The 21,073-nt window shown below is 43.8% G+C and carries 25 protein-coding genes; 11 read left to right on the top strand and 14 right to left on the bottom strand.

Annotated elements, in window-relative coordinates; genetic code table 11:
- Positions 1 to 7 precede the first annotated feature (7 nt).
- Entirely contained in the window at positions 8 to 211 is a 204-nt protein-coding gene (locus tag BLT53_RS19225; protein WP_090237484.1) for a YbdD/YjiX family protein, read from the bottom strand.
- A complete protein-coding gene (locus BLT53_RS19220) occupies positions 211 to 2,313 on the bottom strand; it encodes a carbon starvation CstA family protein (protein ID WP_090237482.1) in 2,103 nt (700 codons plus the stop codon). Before BLT53_RS19220 ends, BLT53_RS19225 begins: the two co-directional genes overlap by 1 nt.
- 102 nt (positions 2,314 to 2,415) lie before the next feature.
- On the opposite strand from BLT53_RS19220, the gene BLT53_RS19215 reads away from it, so the two are divergent.
- The 5 genes from BLT53_RS19215 to BLT53_RS19200 all read left to right on the top strand — a co-directional run bounded on the left by BLT53_RS19215 (position 2,416) and on the right by BLT53_RS19200 (position 5,744).
- Positions 2,416 to 3,312 carry a TIGR01777 family oxidoreductase gene (locus BLT53_RS19215; protein ID WP_090237481.1) on the top strand — a complete coding sequence of 299 codons (897 nt, stop codon included), beginning with the start codon at positions 2,416 to 2,418 and terminating at the stop codon, positions 3,310 to 3,312.
- 42 nt (positions 3,313 to 3,354) lie between these two features.
- The gene (locus BLT53_RS19210; protein ID WP_090237479.1) at positions 3,355 to 4,497 is read left to right on the top strand and encodes an amidohydrolase; all 1,143 of its coding nucleotides are present in this window, start codon (positions 3,355 to 3,357) and stop codon (positions 4,495 to 4,497) included.
- 190 nt (positions 4,498 to 4,687) lie between these two features.
- A complete protein-coding gene (locus BLT53_RS19205) occupies positions 4,688 to 5,254 on the top strand; it encodes a GNAT family N-acetyltransferase (RefSeq protein WP_090237478.1) in 567 nt (188 codons plus the stop codon).
- A gap of 107 nt (positions 5,255 to 5,361) precedes the next feature.
- Positions 5,362 to 5,505, top strand: a complete 144-nt coding sequence (locus BLT53_RS24790) for a YfhE family protein (RefSeq protein WP_139168439.1) — start codon at positions 5,362 to 5,364, stop codon at positions 5,503 to 5,505.
- A 68-nt stretch (positions 5,506 to 5,573) separates the two neighbouring features.
- Positions 5,574 to 5,744: a YfhD family protein gene (locus BLT53_RS19200; protein ID WP_129477712.1), complete on the top strand. Its 171-nt coding sequence runs from the start codon at positions 5,574 to 5,576 to the stop codon at positions 5,742 to 5,744.
- A 393-nt stretch (positions 5,745 to 6,137) separates the two neighbouring features.
- On the opposite strand, the gene rlmD is transcribed toward BLT53_RS19200, so the two are convergent.
- From rlmD to BLT53_RS19180, 4 genes are all read right to left on the bottom strand, one after another.
- Positions 6,138 to 7,544 carry a 23S rRNA (uracil(1939)-C(5))-methyltransferase RlmD gene (rlmD, locus tag BLT53_RS19195; RefSeq protein WP_090237475.1) on the bottom strand — a complete coding sequence of 469 codons (1,407 nt, stop codon included), beginning with the start codon at positions 7,542 to 7,544 and terminating at the stop codon, positions 6,138 to 6,140.
- A 111-nt stretch (positions 7,545 to 7,655) separates the two neighbouring features.
- Positions 7,656 to 8,459 (bottom strand): delta-lactam-biosynthetic de-N-acetylase, encoded by an 804-nt coding sequence (gene pdaA, locus BLT53_RS19190; protein ID WP_090237473.1) that lies wholly within the window; start codon positions 8,457 to 8,459, stop codon positions 7,656 to 7,658.
- A gap of 126 nt (positions 8,460 to 8,585) precedes the next feature.
- Positions 8,586 to 10,130, bottom strand: a complete 1,545-nt coding sequence (locus BLT53_RS19185) for a fumarate hydratase (protein WP_090237472.1) — start codon at positions 10,128 to 10,130, stop codon at positions 8,586 to 8,588.
- Between the two features lie 98 nt (positions 10,131 to 10,228).
- The gene (locus BLT53_RS19180; RefSeq protein ID WP_061974313.1) at positions 10,229 to 10,420 is read right to left on the bottom strand and encodes an SE1561 family protein; all 192 of its coding nucleotides are present in this window, start codon (positions 10,418 to 10,420) and stop codon (positions 10,229 to 10,231) included.
- Between the two features lie 164 nt (positions 10,421 to 10,584).
- On the opposite strand from BLT53_RS19180, the gene yfkAB reads away from it, so the two are divergent.
- Both yfkAB and BLT53_RS19170 read left to right on the top strand, forming a co-directional pair.
- On the top strand, positions 10,585 to 11,694 hold the full coding sequence (gene yfkAB / locus BLT53_RS19175; RefSeq protein WP_425284718.1) for a radical SAM/CxCxxxxC motif protein YfkAB: 1,110 nt from the start codon (positions 10,585 to 10,587) through the stop codon (positions 11,692 to 11,694).
- A gap of 112 nt (positions 11,695 to 11,806) precedes the next feature.
- The gene (locus tag BLT53_RS19170; protein ID WP_090237469.1) at positions 11,807 to 12,136 is read left to right on the top strand and encodes a winged helix-turn-helix transcriptional regulator; all 330 of its coding nucleotides are present in this window, start codon (positions 11,807 to 11,809) and stop codon (positions 12,134 to 12,136) included.
- A gap of 32 nt (positions 12,137 to 12,168) precedes the next feature.
- Here BLT53_RS19170 and BLT53_RS19165 read toward each other — a convergent pair whose 3' ends face one another.
- Complete coding sequence (locus BLT53_RS19165) at positions 12,169 to 12,984, bottom strand: YfkD famly protein (protein ID WP_425284716.1); 816 nt, start codon at positions 12,982 to 12,984, stop codon at positions 12,169 to 12,171.
- Between the two features lie 101 nt (positions 12,985 to 13,085).
- On the bottom strand, positions 13,086 to 14,441 hold the full coding sequence (locus BLT53_RS19160) for an MATE family efflux transporter (RefSeq protein ID WP_090237468.1): 1,356 nt from the start codon (positions 14,439 to 14,441) through the stop codon (positions 13,086 to 13,088).
- Positions 14,442 to 14,541: 100 nt separating this feature from the next.
- Here BLT53_RS19160 and BLT53_RS19155 point away from each other — a divergent pair, with 100 nt between their 5' ends.
- Entirely contained in the window at positions 14,542 to 14,958 is a 417-nt protein-coding gene (locus tag BLT53_RS19155; protein ID WP_090237466.1) for a pyridoxamine 5'-phosphate oxidase family protein, read from the top strand.
- A gap of 47 nt (positions 14,959 to 15,005) precedes the next feature.
- Here the strand turns inward: BLT53_RS19155 and BLT53_RS19150 are convergent, their stop codons facing one another.
- Positions 15,006 to 15,389, bottom strand: coding sequence for an OsmC family protein (locus tag BLT53_RS19150; protein WP_090237465.1), 384 nt, complete (start codon positions 15,387 to 15,389; stop codon positions 15,006 to 15,008).
- A gap of 55 nt (positions 15,390 to 15,444) precedes the next feature.
- On the opposite strand from BLT53_RS19150, the gene BLT53_RS19145 reads away from it, so the two are divergent.
- Both BLT53_RS19145 and BLT53_RS19140 read left to right on the top strand, forming a co-directional pair.
- Positions 15,445 to 16,704, top strand: a complete 1,260-nt coding sequence (locus tag BLT53_RS19145; RefSeq protein ID WP_342027881.1) for an MFS transporter — start codon at positions 15,445 to 15,447, stop codon at positions 16,702 to 16,704.
- A gap of 140 nt (positions 16,705 to 16,844) precedes the next feature.
- A complete protein-coding gene (locus tag BLT53_RS19140; RefSeq protein WP_090237462.1) occupies positions 16,845 to 17,294 on the top strand; it encodes a TlpA disulfide reductase family protein in 450 nt (149 codons plus the stop codon).
- A 182-nt stretch (positions 17,295 to 17,476) separates the two neighbouring features.
- On the opposite strand, the gene BLT53_RS19135 is transcribed toward BLT53_RS19140, so the two are convergent.
- The 3 genes from BLT53_RS19135 to BLT53_RS19125 all read right to left on the bottom strand — a co-directional run bounded on the left by BLT53_RS19135 (position 17,477) and on the right by BLT53_RS19125 (position 19,580).
- Positions 17,477 to 17,959, bottom strand: coding sequence for a VanZ family protein (locus BLT53_RS19135; protein ID WP_090237460.1), 483 nt, complete (start codon positions 17,957 to 17,959; stop codon positions 17,477 to 17,479).
- A gap of 169 nt (positions 17,960 to 18,128) precedes the next feature.
- Positions 18,129 to 19,004, bottom strand: a complete 876-nt coding sequence (locus BLT53_RS19130) for a YihY/virulence factor BrkB family protein (protein ID WP_090237459.1) — start codon at positions 19,002 to 19,004, stop codon at positions 18,129 to 18,131.
- Positions 19,005 to 19,049: 45 nt separating this feature from the next.
- The gene (locus BLT53_RS19125; protein ID WP_090237457.1) at positions 19,050 to 19,580 is read right to left on the bottom strand and encodes a hypothetical protein; all 531 of its coding nucleotides are present in this window, start codon (positions 19,578 to 19,580) and stop codon (positions 19,050 to 19,052) included.
- A 164-nt stretch (positions 19,581 to 19,744) separates the two neighbouring features.
- On the opposite strand from BLT53_RS19125, the gene BLT53_RS19120 reads away from it, so the two are divergent.
- Positions 19,745 to 19,999, top strand: a complete 255-nt coding sequence (locus BLT53_RS19120) for a GlsB/YeaQ/YmgE family stress response membrane protein (protein WP_090237456.1) — start codon at positions 19,745 to 19,747, stop codon at positions 19,997 to 19,999.
- Positions 20,000 to 20,048: 49 nt separating this feature from the next.
- On the opposite strand, the gene BLT53_RS19115 is transcribed toward BLT53_RS19120, so the two are convergent.
- Both BLT53_RS19115 and BLT53_RS19110 read right to left on the bottom strand, forming a co-directional pair.
- Complete coding sequence (locus BLT53_RS19115) at positions 20,049 to 20,480, bottom strand: GNAT family N-acetyltransferase (RefSeq protein WP_090237454.1); 432 nt, start codon at positions 20,478 to 20,480, stop codon at positions 20,049 to 20,051.
- Positions 20,481 to 20,492: 12 nt separating this feature from the next.
- Positions 20,493 to 20,963 carry a low molecular weight protein-tyrosine-phosphatase gene (locus BLT53_RS19110; RefSeq protein WP_090237453.1) on the bottom strand — a complete coding sequence of 157 codons (471 nt, stop codon included), beginning with the start codon at positions 20,961 to 20,963 and terminating at the stop codon, positions 20,493 to 20,495.
- Positions 20,964 to 21,073 lie beyond the last annotated feature (110 nt).

Below are 21,073 nucleotides of genomic sequence, written 5' to 3'. Positions count from 1 at the left end.
CTCGTTTCTAACAGCATCTTTTGGCGGATGCCCCGTATTTTTTGTCCAGGAAATCAGTGAAAAATTCGGCCTCTGTGGGCGGGGCAACCTCTGGATGATGTTGTTTTATATGAGCCACGTAGGACTCATAATCCGGAAGATTGGAAACCCCCTTCCCGATCTTGGAGATAACTCCAGCCCCCTGCCTGATTTTTTGAATCAGAGTTTTCATCAGGACACCTCGCTGATTTTCGTCTGTTTAAACGGCTCCTCACTTGTCGGCAGTTCTTCTTTCTTAAACCATACTTTTCCCCAAATCCTCATGGCATCAATCAGAACACCGAGAATAAGAAGCATAAAGATACCGGTAAGCACCGCATTTAACTGGTTGTTAAAGATAATCTGTTTGGCTGCTTCGGCAGTCGGTATGGTCGGTGGAAGCTTTCCTGCAGTTAACGCCTGCTGTGTCACTTCTGCCTGCTTTAGGAAGCCAATGTTCGGAAGCTGAGAAAAGATTTTTTGCCAGCCGGCTGTAAATGTTACAATGATGAGCCAGGCAAGTGGTGCCAGCGTTACCCAGCAATATTTGGTTTTGCCCATCTTGATGATGACTGTTGTCGCTACAGTGAGAGCAATAGCTGCCAGCATTTGATTTGTTATGCCAAAGAGCGGCCAGAGCGTGTTGATGCCGCCGAGCGGGTCAGTGACGCCTACTACAAGGAAATAACCCCATCCCGCAACAACAATGGCACTTGTAATATAAACTGCAGGCATCCAGTCTGTTTTTCCGATCGGCTTCCAAATGTTGCCGAGTAAATCTTGCAGCATAAAGCGGCCGACCCTCGTTCCTGCATCAATCGTCGTTAATATGAAGACCGCCTCAAAGAGGATGGCGAAATGGTACCAAAACGCCATAAGCTGAGGCCCGCCGACAATTTTGGAAAAAATATGTGCCATTCCGACAGCTAATGACGGAGCACCTCCTGTCCGCGAAAGAATGCTCTCTTCATCCACTTGCTGGGCAAGCGAATTGATTTCATCCGCACTGACCGAGAATCCCCATGAGGAAATCGTCGATGCGGCAGCGCTTACATCTGGGCCGATTGCCGCTCCCGGCGAGTTGATCGCAAAATAAACGCCTGGCGATAAAAGGGTAGCTGCAACAAGAGCCATTACCGCTACAAAGGATTCGGTCAGCATTCCGCCATATCCAATCATGTTGGCATGTTTCTCATTGGCGATCAGCTTTGGGGTTGTACCAGAAGAAATCAAGGAGTGGAATCCCGAGACTGCTCCACAGGCAATGGTGATGAACAAAAAGGGAAACAGATTCCCCGAGAAAACCGGACCTGTTCCGTCCACAAACCTGGTCAGCGCAGGCATTTTGATTTCAGGCATAACAATGAATATGCCTATGGCAAGCAAACCGATGACCCCAACCTTCAAAAATGTGCTCAAGTAATCACGCGGAGCGAGCAAAAGCCAGACTGGAAGCACGGAAGCGAGAAATCCGTAAACAATCATCATAATGGCGATCGTTTTTCCTTCGAATGTAAACATCGGAGCCAGTGTAGCAGAGTCTGCCACCCATTGACCGCTTACAAGTGCAAAAATCAACAGAGCAAACCCGATGATGGAAGCTTCCCCCACCCGTCCCGGCCGCAAAAATTTCATGTAGATTCCCATGAATAAAGCAATCGGAATGGTCATCGCAATGGTATACATCCCCCAAGGGCTTGCTTTTAAAGCGTTTACAACTACAAGCCCCAAAACAGCAATCAAAATGATCATGATGGCAAACACACCAACGAGTGCAAGGTATCCTCCGACAGGACCGATCTCTTCTCTTGCGATCTCCCCGATAGATTTACCTTTCCGCCTCATGGAAATAATCAGGACGACGAAATCCTGGACGCAGCCCGCAAGGACGGCTCCTGCGACAATCCAAATCGTTCCCGGAAGATATCCCATCTGGGCCGCAAGAGTTGGCCCCACCAGTGGACCCGCACCGGCAATCGCAGCAAAATGATGTCCATAAAGGACCCATTTATTGGTTGGCACATAATCCTTACCGTCCGCGTACCTTTCTGCCGGCGTTGCACGGCTCTTGTCCAATCCGAAGATTTTATTGGAGATAAAACGGGAATAAAAGCGATAAGCAACTGCGTAGGTAGCGAGCGATGCCACCACGAACCAGATGGCATTAATGTGTTCGTCCCTCTGCAGGGCAATAACAGATAAGCTAATGCCTCCAGCAAGGGCAACAGCAATCCAGATCAAGGCCTTTGCGACCGGATTACTTTTCTTTCTAATCGTGCTCGGCTGTGTTTCCATTAGGCTCCCCCTTAAAAGATTGATATAATTACAGTGCAATTATAACAAATATTCTTAATTTTTAAATAAATATTCAGGAAAATTACCATTCAGGAGGTTTTTATGAAAATTGCGATAACCGGCGGCACTGGACTCATCGGTTCAGCCATCACTAAACTCTTGCTGTCGAAAAGCCATGAAATATACATACTGACGCGTTCTGACAAAAAATCCGACGATCCGAAGCTGCACTATGTGCCTTGGCTCGCTCAAGAGAGTTCACCGGAACGGGAGCTTCAAGGCATCGATGCCTTTATTAATCTGGCCGGTGAAAGCATCAACGGAAGGTGGACAGGTGAGAAAAAGAAAAAAATAATGGACAGCCGGATGAAGGCGACGGATGAAGTGCTGCGTATCCTGTCTAAGCTCCCCGAAAAACCGTCCGTGCTGGTCAATGCCTCGGCTGTCGGTTATTACGGAACATCGGAACAAGAGCATTTCACTGAACGCTCCACACCGAAAAACGAAAATTTTCTCTCGGAAGTATCCCGGCTTTGGGAGCAAAAAGCTAGCCATGCCAGTGTATTTGGGATGCGCACCGTTTTTGCGCGGTTTGGCGTCATCCTTAGTGAAAAAGGCGGTGCACTGTCCCAAATGGCCTTGCCCTATAAATTTTTTGCCGGCGGAAGAATCGGTACAGGCAGACAGTGGGTATCATGGATTCATCTTGAAGATGCGGCCAGGCTTATTGAATTTTGCCTGCAGCCTGGCATTGAAGGACCGATTAATGTAACAGCACCTTATCCCGTACAGAATAGTGATTTCGGCAAAGAGCTCGGAGAAGCACTGGGACGTCCCCACTGGCTTCCTGCTCCCTCCTTCGCCATCAAGAGCCTGCTTGGCGAGATGAGTGTACTGATCCTGGAGGGACAGCATGCCTATCCGGAAAAGGCCGTAAAAAAGGGATTTACCTACCATTACCCGCGGGCTCAAGAGGCGCTGGAGAATTTGCTTAAGTAATCTGCAATATATATAACAAAAAAAGAAAAATAGGTGATGCAGTTGAAAACACTCATTAAAGGCGCCAAGGTTTACCCCATAACATCCCCAGTCATGAAAAGAGGGGATATTCTCATCCAGAACGGCAAGATTCTCCATCTTGCTCCGGCCATTGAGCCCTCTTCAGACATGGAAGTTATCGAAGCGGTGGGCTTCCACCTCTTGCCAGGCCTGATTGATGTTCATACCCATTTGGGTCTTTATGACGAAGGTACAGGCTGGGCAGGCAATGATGCCAATGAAACCAATGAGGTTCTCACTCCCCATATCCGTGCAATCGATGGATGCCATCCTCTGGACAGCGGATTTATCGATGCCATTCAACATGGAATCACCGCCGTCCATATTATGCCGGGCAGCTCCAATGTCATTGGTGGAACCACATCGGTCATTAAGACAGCCGGCACTGATATCCGTAATATGCTCATGAAAGAACTTGCCGGGCTGAAAGTGGCCCTTGGAGAAAATCCAAAAAGGATTCACAGCGGTAAGGAAAATAATTCCATTACCCGGATGGGCATTATGGGAATGCTGCGTGAAGCGTTTTATCATGCAAAAGCTTCAACATTTACGGAAGATTTAAGAATCGCCCCTCTTCTGGCAGCTTTGGAACGGGAAATCCCGGTCCGTATTCATGCTCACCGTGCAGATGACATCCTGTCTGCTGTGAGACTGGCGGACGAATTCAACCTCGATTTAAGAATCGAGCATTGCACGGAAGGCCATTTGGTAGCCAACGAATTATCCGGACGGGGCCTTCAAGTTTCAGTTGGACCCACGCTGACGAGAAGGTCAAAGATCGAACTAAAAAACAAAACATGGGAAACTTATAAAGTTTTGGCTGACCACGGAATTGAGGTTTCAATCACCACTGATCATCCTTATACACCCATCCAGTATTTGAATGTATGTGCTGCTCTTTCTGTACGGGAAGGATTGAGCGAAGAAAATGCCCTTAGAGGCATCACCATTAACCCGGCAAAAAATCTTGGAGTGGACCAGCGGATTGGAAGTTTGGAACCCGGAAAAGACGGAGATATCAGCCTGTGGTCGGAGCATCCGTTCCATTTTTCCTCCCACTCTGTAATGACCATGATTCAGGGGAAAATTCTTTACAAAAATAAGCGCTTTTTTTATAAAAAATAAACAAAAAAACTATTTTCTTTTTCAGTAAAATATCATATGATTCAAGTATAAATGAATAAGTAAAAACCATAGGGAAGGCAATTGGTGCGCCACCAGATTTTCTGGTCCTAGTGGGTTCGATTCCCACCCCGAATTAATTTTTATTCTTAATTCGAGGGTGGGATTTTTCTGCCCTCCAGGAGGGATTAAATTGTTAAAAAAGCGTGATTTAAACGACTGTCATGTTCTTTTCAATTTAATGGCGCACCCGGAAGTTTTTCCTTTTGTTCGGCAAAAAACCGAATGTCTCGAGGAATTTATGTTCCTCACCAAACAGACGATTGAAGAAGAAGAACGCGGAGAAACGATCTCCAGGACCATTCTGGATGAGTGGTATAATCCGATTGGAGCGATCAGCCTGTACGACATACAGGACGGGTGTGGTTTTTTAGGCACCTGGATTGGACAGCCGTACTTTGGAAAGGGCTATAACAAGCTTGCGAAAGAACATTTCTTTTCTGAATTGTTTTATGAGCATAACATTAATACCGTATTTATGCGGATTCGAAAATCGAACCCACGCTCCCAAAAGGCGGCTCAAAAGATTCCTTATGTGACGCTGGCCAATGAAGCCCGTCCAGACATTTATCAGCAACTGAACCGTGATGGAGATGTGTATAACCTGTATCAAATCGAAAAAGATAACTATGTGCTTCATCAGTTGAGAACTCAGCATCAACACGAGATGTTTGACGAAAACCAGCTGAAAGAGGCTTAAATATTTCGCGCCATTAAAGGAAAAACTATAAAGGGGATGACTCAGTAAGTTCTGTTGCTTGCCGGGTGATCTTCTTTTTTTTATTTCTTTTAAAGGGGGAGAAAGGCATGAAAAGTAAAAAACGGCAGGCTGAGGAGCGCAATGCTGCTTTGACCAAAACGCAGGAAGTGCTTTACAAAGAAGAGTTTAAGTCCGCTAATGGCAGGGAAAAAAATGAATATACATCCCAAACCTCTTCACAAATCAAGTAGTTCCATATACAGAAAAAAACAACGTTAACCTCTCCATGATGACCTATACTGCTGAAGGAGGAATACCCATGGACAATGAAAAGAACCAGTTGGAAAATGAAAAGGACGGTTTGACCGAAGCGGATCTAAAGCAGCCTGAAGGTGTAGATGTAGAATATTCTTCTGAAGTTGCCGATGCAGATGACCGTGAAGCAATGGCGCGCGCAGAAAAAGCAGACCATCGCCAGCTTGATAAATAAGAATAAAAAAAGCCCTTCCTAATCGGAAAGGCTTTTTCTTTTTCCTGTGGGTAACTTTATCCACAAGATGTTAATAATGTGGATAACTTACGTGCTTATTAAAGATTTGTAAAATAAATAAACATATCATAATGTTTATATAAATTTTTCATTATTATAAATATTCACAACCAGTGGATAACCCTGTGGATTGTGTGTATATGTCTGAAAATAATGATAAGTACCACACTTTTCATTAAATTTAATATAACCTAGTCAAAAAAACACGCGGACATTAAACGATGCGATCGGTGAATAAAAAAGCTTTAAGAAAAAGCAAATACGAATGAGAACCCTCAGAAAACGGTACATCATTCAAAAAAGAGAGGTAGGAATCGCCCCTCTCTCTTTTTTTCATCCTATATTCTTTTGTACGAGAGTGCACACAACTTCAACATGAGCCGTTTGCGGAAACATATCCACAGGTGTCAAATTTTCCAATTCGAACCCGTGACTTATCAACATGTGGACATCTTTTGCCAGGGTAGAAGGATTACAGGACACATACACCAACCGTTTCGGCTTTATTTTTCCGACAGTTTTCAGGAAAGCCTGATCGCATCCGGTTCGAGGTGGGTCAACCACAATAACATCCGGTTTCCAGCCTTCCTTCAGCCACTTTGGAAGGATGACTTCCGCTTTTCCAGTTTCGTACTGTGTGTTCGCAAATCCGTGCCGTTTTGCATTCTCTTTTGCATTGAGGATGGATTCATCAATGATGTCCATTCCTCTTATTTCTGCAGCGTCCGGGGCCAGCCAGAGACCAATCGTTCCGGTTCCGCAGTAGGCGTCCACCACTTTTTCTTTTCCGGTCAGCTTCGCTGCTTTTTTAGCTTCATCATACAGCTTTACGGTCTGTTGCGGGTTCAACTGAAAGAACGCTCTTGCTGAAAGCTCAAACGACAAGCTGCCCAGCTTCTCCCCGATCGTTTCAGGACCCTCAAGCGGGATGGTCCTTTCTCCGAAAATAATCGAAGTTTTTTTGTCATTCACATTCTGCACAATGGATTTGATTTCGGGGATCCGTTTTTGGATTTCAGCAATCAAAAGTTCTTTGCGCGGAATTTTTTCTTGGGTGGTCACAAGAACTAGCTGGGTTTCACCTGTTTCAAAGCCGGTTCTTACCACGATGGTGCGGATGATCCCTTTTCTTGTTTTTTCATGATAAACCGGTATATTCAGATCCTCCAGAATTCGTTTAACGGCGTTCGTTACACGCACAGTTTCGGGATGCTGGACGATGCATTGGTCGAGATCAATGATGCGGTGCGAATTAATGCCATAAAGGCCAGCAATAACCTTCTCCTTCTCTTTGGCCACCTGAAGCTGGCTTTTATTCCGATACTCCCAAGGGTTTTGCATTCCGACGGTCGGACGGAGAGGCAGTTTCTCCGGTTTAATTTTTGTATACCGCTCAAAGGCCTGACGAACGACATCCTGCTTTTCCTTCAATTGACCTTCGTAGCTTAGGTGCTGCAGCTGGCAGCCGCCGCATTCATCATATAATGGACATGGGGGCACCACCCGGTCACGCGATTTTTTCTTGATGCGCTTGATCACAGCTTCAGCACGGTTAGGATAAACCTTCTCTATTTGCGCAATGATTTCTTCACCGGGAAGGGCTCCCGGTACAAAGACCACTGTGCGTTTAAAAAAACCAACTCCTTCTCCATTAATGCCAAGACGCTTAATGTTGAGCGGGATGGTCTGTCCTTTGGTTAAAATTGTTTTTTGTTTGTGGTTGGCTGTTTCTTTTGGCATAGCCATTCACTTCTCTCAAAAAATTTTTTACGTCCCATTATAGCATTGTTTCCCGCTTGTTCCCAATTACAACACCGAAACAGAGAAAAAAGCCTTATAAAAAGGCTTTTTTTATTGGACTGGTGATTTCTTTGTCTGGTTATCCACTTTAAGGTTATCAAGGCTTTTGAACGTATAGCCCCTCTTTCTCAAATCATCTATGGCTTTGCCCAGTGCCTCTGCATTATCCCTTGAAACTGTGTGTAAAAGCAGAATGCAGCCCGGATGAATCTGTTTCATGATGTTGTTATATGAATATTGCCAGCCGCGCTGCCGGTTCACTTCCCAGTCAACAAATGCCAGCGACCAAAATACGTGCCGGTATCCCAGTTGCTTGGAAACAGCAATCGATTGCTCGCTGAACACCCCTCTTGGAGGACGAAGAAACTGCATGTCGTTCTTTCCGGTGATTTTGCTGTATTTTTGCTTAACCGATTCCAGTTCCTCTTTCATACGTTCCGCACTGATCTGGGTCATATCCGGATGATGGTTCGTATGATTACCGACAATATGGCCTTCCTTTGCCATACGCAGGATCAGGTCTGGATGGGTGTTGATAAAATGCCCGGTAACAAAGAACGCGGCAGGCACCTTTTTCTCCTTTAACGTATTCAGAACATCATCGGTATAGCCATTTTCATACCCATTATCAAAGGTAAGATAAATGTCTTTTCTCTTTGGATCTCCTAAAAACAGACCGTCGTACTTTTCCATCAGCTGAAGATAGCGATGGTCGGTCGTCGGCGGCACTTCATTCCCTTGCTTTTGAAAATACCACTCATGTCGGGTATTAGAAGGCTGCAAAGCAAAAGCGGTATGGGTAGTTACCAGCATTATAGCACCAATAAACAGTGCAGATATTCCCCATTTTTTCATGGTGTATCTCTCCTTCCTTGCTGAATTCATCCTTACCTTTAGTGTTTATGGTTGAATTAAAAGCATACGAGGAAGTCTTTGCCATGAAAAAAGGACCGGCAGTTCGCCGGCCTTTTTTCAGGAGTTTTATTTAAAAACAGGTTCTTTAAATTGCGCAAGTTTTTCAAGTGAGGAGCTCTCCACATCCTGATGAAGGCTGTTGCCGTGGGAGTCCATGGTAACAACGGCTGTAAATCCTTTAACGTTAATGTGCCACATGGCTTCCGGAATACCAAATTGCATCAAATCAACGCCTTCTACTTTTTGCATGCATTCCGCATAGTACTGTGCGGCTCCGCCAATGGCATTCAAATAAACACCGCCATGCTCGCCAAGCGCCTGTAGGGTCTTTTTGCCCATTCCGCCCTTGCCGATGACTGCACGGATACCGAATTTTTTCATGATATCCCCCTGGTAAGGCTCTTCACGGATTGAGGTGGTTGGACCAGCAGCTTTAACGACCCAGTTGTCTTCCTCATCCTTGGCCATAACCGGACCGCAATGGTAGATGATTTGTCCGTTCAGATCAACGGGTGCATCATGATCGGTTAAATATTTATGAATGGCGTCGCGTCCGGTATGCATCATACCGTTGATGGTCACAACATCCCCTACACGCAGTTCGCGAATTTGTTCTTCTGTAATCGGGGCTTCTAGAGTCACCTGACGAACTTCCGTTTTTTCCTCTAGTGCTGCAGCCGCTTCTTCCTTCATTTTGTCGAAGTCGACATCTTCGCCTTCCTGATACAGCCACTCCTGGATTTCACCAGAAACCGGGTCAATCTTAACGCCTAAACGGCGGTATGCCCAGCAGTTGTAGGCTACAGAAACGAAGAAGCTGGCAGGAATTCGGTTGATAACGCCCACTTTACAGCCAAGAAGGGTTGTTTCTCCTCCAAAGCCCATGGTTCCGATGCCAAGCTTGTTGGCATTTTCCATTACATATTCTTCAAGTTTGCGAAGATTTTCGTTCGGATTAACATCATCTGCCGATCGGAACAGCATTTCCTTGGCAAGCTCGTAACCGCTTGTACGGTCTCCGCCAATTCCTACACCAATGAAACCGGCACTGCATCCTTGACCTTGCGCCTGGTAAACGGAATGCATGATGCATTTTCGGATGCCATCAAGGTCACGCCCTGCACGGCCAAGCCCTTCTAGTTCAGCTGGCAGGCTGTATTGAATATTTTTATTCTCGCATCCGCCGCCTTTTAGAATCAGACGGACATCAATATAATCGTTTTCCCATTGTTCAAACTTAATGACAGGCGTTCCCTCACCAAGATTATCACCGCTGTTATCGCCAGTGATGGAATCCACGGAGTTGGGACGAAGCTTGGTATCTCTTGTCGCGTCAGCCACCGCTTTTTTGATCGCCTTTTTCATTTCAATTTGGTTCACGTTAACAGGTACTTTAATTTTAAAGGTCGGCAGTCCCGTATCCTGACAGATCGGTGAAACGTTATCGTCGGCCATTTTAATGTTTTTTGTAATCGTATCTAACGACATTGCTGCACGGGTGCCTGCATTTTCGCGAATTTTCGCAGCCGCAATGGCTCTGCGGACATCCTTTGGCAAATTTGTAGATGTTTCCACGATTAGCTTATACATGCTCTCCTGAAACTTTTCCATGCTCTAACCCCTTTTATTATATAAAAATAATTTGTATCGCTTTAAACCAATACCATTATAACAAAAAGGATAAAAGAGCGCTTACTTTTCGTTCCAATTTATTCTTTTTCCCAATTATTTCGGAATTGTTTGCATTTAAATTCAAGATCATCAAGCATCCCAATGATACGGTCAATTTCTTCCACACCTGCTGTTTCTGCATCAATTGAGTCCAGCACCTGCAGCAGCATGTCGATCCGATTCATAATGTATTCTTTTTGAGATGACTTATCTTCTACTGATTTACCCACATATCCCTCTCCTTTCTTTCATACTGTATCAAAGGATTGAATCTCTGCCAATAAAATCCCCGCAACCCTTTTTCTTTTGCGGCGATTGCGTTATCATATGGTGTATTTATAGATTGCGGAAACGATATGTTTTTACCCGTTTTATTAATAAAGGAGTTTTTTTTATGATGGTAAAAAACCCAATTTCCATCCAGAATGATCCTTGGGAAGCTTATTTGGATGTAGAAATGCACGGCACTATGCAGCTTTCCAATATTGAAGTTACGACAACCACCCTTTGCAACATGCGCTGTGCACACTGCGCTGTCGGTTACACACTGAATGTTAAGGATCCAGAACCTCTGCCGCTTGAGCTTCTTATAGGTCGATTGGATGAAATTCCGGAACTTCGGTCATTTTCCATCACCGGCGGAGAGCCGATGATGTCAAAAAAATCCGTCGAGAACTATGTTGTTCCTTTGCTCCGCTATGCCACTTCACGTGGAGCAAGAACCCAGATTAATTCCAACCTTACCCTGGATCTTGAACGTTATGAGCCCATTCTTCCTTATCTGGATGTTCTTCATATTTCCCACAATTGGGGAACCCTCGAGGATTTTGCCGAGATCGGTTTTGCCCAAATGGAGAGGAAACCTTCGTTTGAGCAGCGTACCGCATTGTTTGACCGAATGGTACATAATGCCCAAGAGCTTACAAAAAGAGGTGTCCTTGTCTCTGCTGAAACGATGCTGAACAAGACGACTCTGCCCTATCTGGAAAAAATCCACAATCACATTCAGGAAATGGGCTGCCAACGCCATGAAATTCACCCAATGTATCCGAGTGACTTTGCCAGTTCGCTTCAGGTTCTGTCACTTGAGGATACACGTTCAGCTATCCACAGACTGCTTGATGTCCGTAATCCTGAAGTCTGGATGCTTTTTGGAACCCTGCCTTTTTATCCATGTTCTGCCGAGAATAATGACTTGGAATTATTAAACCGGCTGTATGCTGAAAAAAATGTGACGGTTCGAAATGACCCTGATGGCCGTTCACGTTTGAACGTCAATTTGTTTGATGGAGAAATTATTGTCACTGATTTTGGTGACACTCCTTCCCTTGGCAATATACAAACCACCTCATTTCCTGAAGCCTATGAAGCATGGCTGAGTACACCTGCAGCGAAATCAGTGAATTGCCATTGCTCGGCTGTAAAATGCCTTGGTCCAAATCTGCTGGTAAAAGATACGTATTACAAAAATATTGATTTTACGACGCTTTCTTCCAATATTTGACTAATTAAAAAGTTATAAACTTTACAATAGTAAGTTTTGGGAGTATCATCATAGGAAAGACTATAATGAGTAACTTGGATAGTCGAAAGATCAATACAATGAGGTGAATTGTATGGATTACAACACAATGTGTCCCAGATATGAAGTAGCGATAGATATTATAGGAAAAAAATGGACGGGTCTCATCATCCGTGTTTTATTGGGAGGTTCAAGGCGTTTTAAAGATATTAAAAAGCAAATCCCCGAGATGAGCGACCGCATGCTTACGGAGCGCATGAAAGAATTGGAATCCGTCGGTATTGTTTCGCGCCATGTTTATCCTGAAACCCCGGTCCGCATCGAGTATGCATTGACAGAAAAGGGAGAATCCCTAAGATCCATTATTGAATCTATTCAATCTTGGAGTGAGCAGTGGGTTGAAGAATGCGAACTTCAAAAATAAAAAAGAACCAGCTTTAGCTGGTTCTTTTTTATTTACATATTCGACGAATGAAACCTGAATGAAACGTGTTCCTGGACAGGAATCCATGCTCCGATTCCCTGTTGGGTTACATTTTGAACTTCGATTTTTCGTTTACTGCCTTTTAGGACAATATAGACTTCACCGTAGGTGACCCTGCCTTTTTCATTCACAGCTGGAACATAGCTTGACAAGTATCCCACCTGCTTAGGTGCAATGTTATACACATTGTTTTTCTTGGTACCCGCTCCAATATTCGTCTGAAATGAAAGAGGAAGTTTGGTTTTTTCCCCTGCAGCAATCATCATCATTTTCTTTACCGCTTCGCTGTTAGGGATTTCAGCAGTAAGCCCTCCAGTCACACGTTTGTGCATCTGCTGATGATAGCGCAGCTGAGCAAGCGACTTGCCTCCCCGGTTGTCAAGTCTGTTCAAATTGATTTGCTGATATTCCCAATTAACGGCTGATTCTGTAGATTGATACGAAAGAGGCCACACTCCAAGAAAGATTTTGGCTCTGTAACCAATAGCCAATTTTGACGGATGAATGACAGACTCGTTCAACATACGAATTAAATCCGGGTTGGTTATGGCCACATTGGACGTTTTCAGCATTGACTTAGCCAATTTGCTCGGTTCAAGGTAAGGAAGGTCTTGTGCGGAGTTAGGATAGGTGTTTTCCTTAGAGATACTAACAACCGATCCCGGAACCCTTACACCTGCCGCAGCAGCGGAATGCGGCTGGACAACCAGGGAAAAAATCATAAATATAACAAGGAATAAGGCGGATGAGTTCCGATTTAAACCCAACGCCAAAGTGTTCCGTTTCATGTGTTTTTCCTCCTTTTATATCCCTATTTTTTTCTTGTTGTAGAAATTTATCCATGCTGAGTGAATAACAAATTTTTACACAAAAAAAGACGCCTTTAAATTCAGGCGTCTTTTTCCTTTTCATGCTTTAATATGCGGATATCCTTCCATTTCCCAAGCTTGTAATACAAAATGGCGAAAACACTGCTAATGATAAAGCTTACGGACATTCCAAAGGCAATCCCTCGTTCCCCCAACCACTCTGCAAATAAATAGGTCAATGGGTATCGAAGAATCCAAAATGAAATGAGGTTCAGGATCAGAACTTGCACCATAGCGCCTGAAGCCCGGACAACCCCGTTCAAAACAAAATTAATACCCAGAAACGGATAAAAGAAAGCAATGCTTCTTAAATATTGAGCACCAAATTCAATCGTTTCTGTATCCTTAACAAATAAGGAAATAAACCAGGTGGCCCCGGCAAATACAATTCCGCTGATTAAAAGGGTGACACTTAAAATAAGATAAATCCCATTCCTCGCCACCAATGAAACCCTGTGCCATTTATTTGCACCAATATTTTGGCCAGCCATACTGTTTACAGCTGAACCAAGTGTCATGGCAGGCAGCATGATCAGACTGTCCATGCGCTGGGCGACTCCAAACCCGGCGACCACATCTTCCCCAAAGGAAGCAACCACACTCATGATTGCAGCCACTCCACCGGATATTAACAGCATCTGAAACCCCGCCGGCAGTCCAAGTGCCGTAACTGTCTTTAAATAATAGCTTTCCGGCCAATGAGGAACTTCAAAAGGAACCTTGCCTGTTTTAACGGAATGGTACACCCCATATAAGAAAGCGACACCTTGCGAAAAGATCGTGGCATAAGCTGCACCATTCAATCCAAGGTGAAATCCACTAATAAACAAAGGATCAAGGATGGCATTTAAAATAACGGCAATCAGCACAAACTGTACAGGTGTTTTACTGTCCCCCATTGCCCGAAGGATGGTCGAAATAAAATTGTAGCCAAACAAAAACAAAATGCCCGCAAAATTAATCTGAAGATAGTTTTCCGCCATGGGCATCACGGATTGCGGGGTTCCGAGAAGCTTAAGCAGCCACTGAGATGAAAAAAATCCAATCATGCCAAGCAAAATGGCCAAACATCCCAAAAGGGTGACAAAGGCATTCACTGATTTTCTGAGCCCTTCGGCATCATCCGCTCCTTTTTGCTGTGAAAGGACAGTCAGTGCGGCCCCATTGATCCCAATAATAAACGACAAGACGGCAAAAATGACCGTCGACGATATCGAAATTGCTCCGACTTCCCTGCTTCCAAGAAGGTTTCCCACCCAATAGCTGTCAATAATTTGAAAGGAAACCTGGAGGAGATTGCTCAGGAAGATGGGCCAGGAATAGAAAATCATACTTTTGAACAGATTGCCTTTTGTAAAATCGTGGCTAAGCGCCATTGCCCTTGCTCCTCTCCATGTTCTAAAAATGGTTCTGTGTTTACTCGATTCAAATTTGTGGAACTATTTTAACAGGTGAAAAATGAAAGGAGAATTATTTATGAATCAGGAAGAATTTAAGCAAAAAATTAAAGATATTGTGGACTCTAATCCTATCGGCACCCTTTCCACCGTTTCACAGAACAAACCAAACGCACGATATATGTACTTCCAACGTGATGATATTACCCTGTTAACAGCAACAAGTAAACAAACACATAAAGTGGATGAGATTGAAGAAAACCCAAATGTTCATGTACTTTTAGGCTACACCGACTGGGACAGCCCCTATATTGAAATGCAGGGGACGATCAAGATTCGTGATAAAGAAGTGATTAAAGAAGAATTCTGGCAAGATATGATGAAGCACTGGTTTACGGGTCCTGATGATCCTGATCTAATCATCCTCGAGATTCAGCCTACGGCATTCCGTCTGATGAATTCAAAAGAAAAAGAGCCCGTTACATTAGATATGTAAAAAAACCAAGAAAAGCATTCCCGAAAGGAATGCTTTTCTTTATGCAATCAGTTCATCAGTTCAAATGAATCACTGATGCGGATGCTGTCTTTCACCGACTGAACCATTGAACAGTTTTTCTCTGTAACGCGCAGTGCTTTTTCAATTTTCTCTGGTGACAGACCATTGCCTTTCAAAATAAAATGCATATGAATGCTTTCAATCCGGTCTGCCTCCTCCTTGTTTCTGACGACATCCGCTTTAATTTTGATATCATCCACTTCCAGCCGCATTTTTGCCAGTACTTTTCGGAGCACCCCCCCGCTGCAGACCGCGACAGATGACACCATCAGCTGATACGGCCTGAATCCATAGCTTGCATCTCCTGAAATATCAAGGGACCCATATTCAAATTGCGTTTGAAACCCATTTTCTCTCATTGTAAATTCCATAACATCACCTCGTATACCATACAGTTTATACAACTTTCGTTGGTTTTTACAAAAATTGCGATTTCCTGTCCATGACAAGGCTATTCATTGTAAAATGAGGATAGATCTGACGCAAAGGACAGGTAATATAATGGCTGTATTAACTCGATCAAAATTCTCCATTTTAGTAAGTATTGTTTTTATTTCAGGATTTTCTCAAGGCATGCTTCTGCCATTGATCGCCATTCTGCTGGAAGAGGCGGGCACTTCTTCTACATTAAACGGATTAAATGCCATCGCTCTGTATATCGGTATTGTTCTTGCTTCACCTTTTATTGAAAAACCGATGAGAAGATTGGGCTATAAAAAAATAATCCTGTCAGGGCTTATCCTTGTTACTGTTTCGCTTTTTTTATTCCCCTGGTGGAAAGCCTTCTGGTTTTGGTTCGCGCTTCGTCTGGTGATCGGGGTTGGAGATCACATGCTCCATTTCTCCACACAGGTTTGGGTGACATCCAACAGCCCTGCTGCAAAGCGTGGCCGAAACATCGCTCTGTATGGAATTGCGTTTGGAGCTGGCTTTGGAATCGGACCGCTTATGACCAGACTTGCTTCCGTGAGCGAGGCACTGCCATTTCTTATATCAGGAGCCTTCTGCCTGATATCACTGTTTATTATGACGTTCATTCAAAATGAGTTTCCATCGTCTGAAGGTATAAAAGAAGCAGGAATGAATACACTTGGACGCTACCGTGAAGTTATTCGGTCTTCCTGGGTCGCCCTTCTGCCTACATTTGGCTACGGATTCCTGGAGGCTTCGCTAAATGGTTCTTTCCCTGTTTACGCATTGCGGCATGGAATACCGGTGGATTGGGTTTCCGTTTTGCTGCCATCTTTTGTCGTTGGAAGCCTTGTCTTTCAATTGCCACTTGGATTATGGAGTGACCGCTTTGGCCGGAGAAAAGTGCTGCTCGTATGCCTTTTCGTTGGATTTCTGTCCTTTACAGGTACGTTATTGGCTGGCAGCCACATGTGGATTTATTTACTTCTGTTTTTCATTGCCGGTATGTTTGTCGGTTCCCTTTTTTCACTTGGAATTACGTATATGAGCGATCTCCTTCCGTTGCACCTTCTGCCTGTGGGCAATATCCTGGCCGGAATCGCCTTCAGCTCCGGAAGCATGACGGGCCCTCTTGTTGGCGGCTGGTTTATTGAAGCCTTCCAATCAGGCGCCTTTGTTTACGCGATCAGCGGCATGCTGTTGATTCTCCTCCTTGTCACCTATTTTCATAAAGGAACCGGGGAAAGAAATCAGTCGCAAAAAAACGTCGTCTGAGAACCAATAATATAAGCTGTCAAAATGCATACTAGAGAAGGCAATATTTTTGCATTCTGTGTTGAAATTCCTTATACTTATAATTGAAATTAAATAATAATAATTATAAATAAAAAAATTAGCAAAGGAGCCACCTATTCATGAGACTACGTGATGAAATGCCGGAATTAAATGGCGCAACAGAATGGATTAACGGAGAAGTTAAAAAAGAAGAGCTGATCGGCAACAAACCAACCCTTATTCACTTTTGGTCTGTAAGCTGCGGACTATGTAAAGAAGCTATGCCAAACATCAACAAATTCCGTGACGATTATCAAGATGAATTAAATGTCGTTGCCGTGCATATGCCGCGTTCTGAAAAAGATCTGGACCTTGACCAAATCAAAGAAGTAGCAAAAGAACACGACATTTCCCAGCCCATCTTTGTTGATAATCAACATAACCTTACCGATGCTTTCGAAAACCAATATGTACCAGCCTATTACGTTTTTGATGCAGAAGGAAAACTTCGCCACTTCCAAGCCGGCGGTGAAGGCATGAAAATGCTAACCAAACGCGTCAACCGCGTCCTAGGAAAAGAAACTAAGTAATAAAGAAAAGCTGAAGAGCCCGTTTAAAAGCGACAGTTGAAGCTGGATCATAAAAAAAGCCGCCCTTTCCATCAGGCGGCTTTTTTGTTGAAAATGAGGTGATTCGAACCGCAACCAATCCACATACCGCCTCTTATCCCTCCTCAAACAGCCCCAAAACTGCAAAAAGGCAGCTATGGAAGCTACCTTTTTCTTTTTAATATGTTATTTTCAATAATTCTATAGATGAGAGCGCAAAATTTAAACACACCAAGCCCAACCATGGTGCCAAATCCATTTAATAAGATGTCATCGATATCGAAAATGCGGTGAGCATAACAATATTGCAGCACTTCGATGATAGAGCTTGTCCCGAATCCAATGAAAAACATAAGTCCCCATTTTGAGAAAAAGCGGTGGATCAGGGGCGGCAAGAATCCCAGAGGAAAGAATAGTACGACGTTTCCAATAATGTTTTTAAAGATCAGCCAGTAATCGCCGCTTTTCCACATCAGCCTTATACTGTCAAACAGCACAAGGTTCAGTGATTTTCCGTACACATAATGGTTGTATGTAAAGAGAGTGACGTATATCAGAACCGTAAAATAAATCAAAAACATAAGCCAGCCGATATTTCTCCACTTTAACCGGGCCTTTTTCTTAGTAACGTTTTTATTCTTGGTCATTTTCCTTCTCCATTCAATCGCTTGATCCCGGCCAATCGCAGAACATCCAACTTATGCTCAAAAAAAAGCCCCGTTCATTATACCATATGAGGTCGATAGGAAATCATGCATTTGGGGGGTAAATTTGTCCAAAAAAAAACCGCCCAATGCGGTCTTTTTTTACAAAACATTATCTTGTTTTAGTCAGCAGGCCTCTTTCATAAGCCTGATCAATTTTAAATTTATGCAATGTTGCATTGATTACGCCGCCAAGGACAACAACCAGTCCTGTCAAATAAAACCACAGCATGAGGACAATCACAGCTCCAAGGCTTCCGTATGTAGCAGAATAATTTCCAAAGCTGTCTACATAAAATGCGAAGCACAAAGAAACAATCAGCCAGGCAACTGTAGAAAAGACTGCACCATACCATACTTCACGATACTTCAGTCTTTTGCAGGGCCCCATGTAATAAAGGACAGAAAAAACGACAGCTATGACCAGAAAACTAATCAGCCAGCGCATCAATCCCCATATGCTGAGGAAAACCTGATCCAGGCCGAGATAGGAGAAAATAAATTCACCAATCATTTTTCCAAACACGGGTAGGACAAGAGAAACAACGATGGCCAGGATGAGCCCAATGGTAAGAAACACGGCAAGGGTTCTTGCCATAATAAATGACCGGCACTCTTCAACGCCATATGCTTCATTCAATGCCTTAATCACCGCATTTACGCCATTTGAAGCGGACCAGAGAGTGGCAATGATCCCGAAAGAAAGAAGCCCTCCCTTTTTGGATTCGATGACCGTCTGCAGGTTTTCCCTGATGATCTTCATCGATTCACCCGGAACCACATTATTTAACACTTTAACCGCATCTTCCGGAGATATAAAAATACCGCCGAGCGTAATCAGAAAGATCATAAATGGAAAGAGAGACAAAAGAAAATAGTAGGCAAGCTGTGCTGCCAAGTCCGGCACATCATTTTTCTTAAAGCTGTGCATAAACTCCACTGCAAATGATTTGGGAGATATGCCTTTAAGCTGGCTAAATAAATTCATATAGGTTCACCTCGCTGTTTGGCCCATTGAAAAAAAGGGCAACGATTAGTTGCCCTGATTCCTTCCGACGACATGTGGTTCATTGTCTAAATCCGCATAGGACGGACCTGAAGTGGAAGTGGATGAAGTAGGTGAAGTAGAATTTTTATCAGAAATTTCGGCTACTGTATCTTTGCTGTGCTCTTTTACATCCTGTCCGGCATCCTTTAATTTGCTGCCGATTTTAGCGACTTCATTTCCTGCTCCCTTTACTTGTTCTACCGCCTGCATCCCTGTGTTTTTTACACTGTCCACTGTACTCATAAGATGTTTTACATCTTCAACAACATCATTTACTGCTGTTGATGCTGATTGAAACGTTTCCTTCATGCCGCTGGTCAGAGATTGAGGATCATCTTTAACAGTCCTTGCAAGGTTCATGGTCGTATCTTTTACCCCGATGGAACGCTGCTTCATGGATTGCCGGGTCGAACGATCCAGCATAGCAACCGCAGCTCCGACCGCAGCTCCGATTAAAATGCCTTTTAATAATTTACTGTCATTTTTCTGATACGTTTCGTAACTTTGGTAAGCCATTTTGCATCTCTCCTTATAATAAGTATTTGCGTGAGTGTACGAATTACATTCCCGATGCTTGGAGTGAAAAAACATTTTTTTATTTTGTTTATTTTTATTTGCCAATGGGTATCTTAACGGTACAACACAATAAAACAAAAAACATTTTAAGGAGGAACACACACATGAGTTTTCTTTGGGCACTTATTATAGGTGGTATTATTGGATGGTTAGCAGGAGTAATCACAGGACGTGACGTTCCTGGCGGAATCATTGGTAACATTATCGCAGGTTTTGTCGGGGCTTGGCTCGGCGGACTAGTCCTTGGTGACTGGGGTCCTACCGTAGCAGGTTTCGCTATCATACCAGCGATCATCGGTGCGATTGTCGTTGTATTGATTGTCAGTGCTATCCTGCGTGGTATGCGAAGAAACGCATAACACTCCATACTAAAAAAAACCGTCACGCCAAAAGGCGCGACGGTTTTTTTTATGTTGCAATGTCTTTTTTAAATACATAGCTGACCCTGGCATATCCCATCCTTGCTTCATAAAACCGGTGGGCATCTGTTCGTGCTGTGCCAGATGACAAAGCTACACAATTACAGTTGTTTTGTGCCGCAAACGATTCAATGAACGAAAGCAGCTCTTCCCCGTATCCTTTTGAGCGGACCTGTTCATCGGTTACCAAATCATAGATCCACACATGTTTCCCGTAATAAAGGTTGGTCAACACGGCAAATCCTGCCACAGCAACAATGGACTCATCATCGTAGCAGGCAAGCAGCGTATAGCCGCTCGTTCTCATTTCTTCATATAAAGAAAGATACAACGCTTCAGTTAAATGGGGACGCAGTTGCTTCATTACTGGAAACGCATCTTTTACTTCAACCCGTGTTGAAAGCTCCCGAACTATGCCCATTCCCTTTCCTCCTTACAAGTTTTCCCGTTCCACAATCTCATCAAGCAAATGAGTGCATCCTTCTTTTACCATGGCATAAACTTCATCAAAGTTGCCCGTAAAATAAGGATCCGGAACATCCTGGACCTCACTTCCAGGAACATAATCCATGAGTCTTGCTACATGCTCTACAGGTGTATTGCCCGCGAGCTGCTGAAGATTTCCGATGTTTTCAGCGTCCATTCCAATGACATAGCCATATGCCGAAAGATCGGTCTCTGTGATCTGCCTGGCTTTTAGCCCTTCAAATGAAATTTTTTTATCGGTTAACAGTTTTTGTGTTCCGGAGTGAGGAGGTTCACCTACATGCCAGTTTCCGGTTCCGGCAGAATCTACTGATATTTTATCTTCCAACTTCCGCTTGGCCACCATATCCCTGAAGATTGCTTCAGCCATTGGTGAACGGCAGATATTGCCTAGACATACAAACAGCACTTTAATCATCCATGACTCTCCCATCTATTTCAATGCTATCTTAAAGTATACCGTTATTTGGGCAAAAAAATAAGAAGAAGAGCTTAAGTGTACTATAATGAGTACTAAAAGGAGTGATG

Source organism: Fictibacillus solisalsi, from assembly GCF_900103485.1.
GTDB classification, from domain to species: Bacteria; Bacillota; Bacilli; order Bacillales; family Fictibacillaceae; genus Fictibacillus_C; species Fictibacillus_C solisalsi.
Note: the sequence above shows the minus strand (reverse complement) of the source record. Positions and strands in the feature narration are given on the sequence as shown.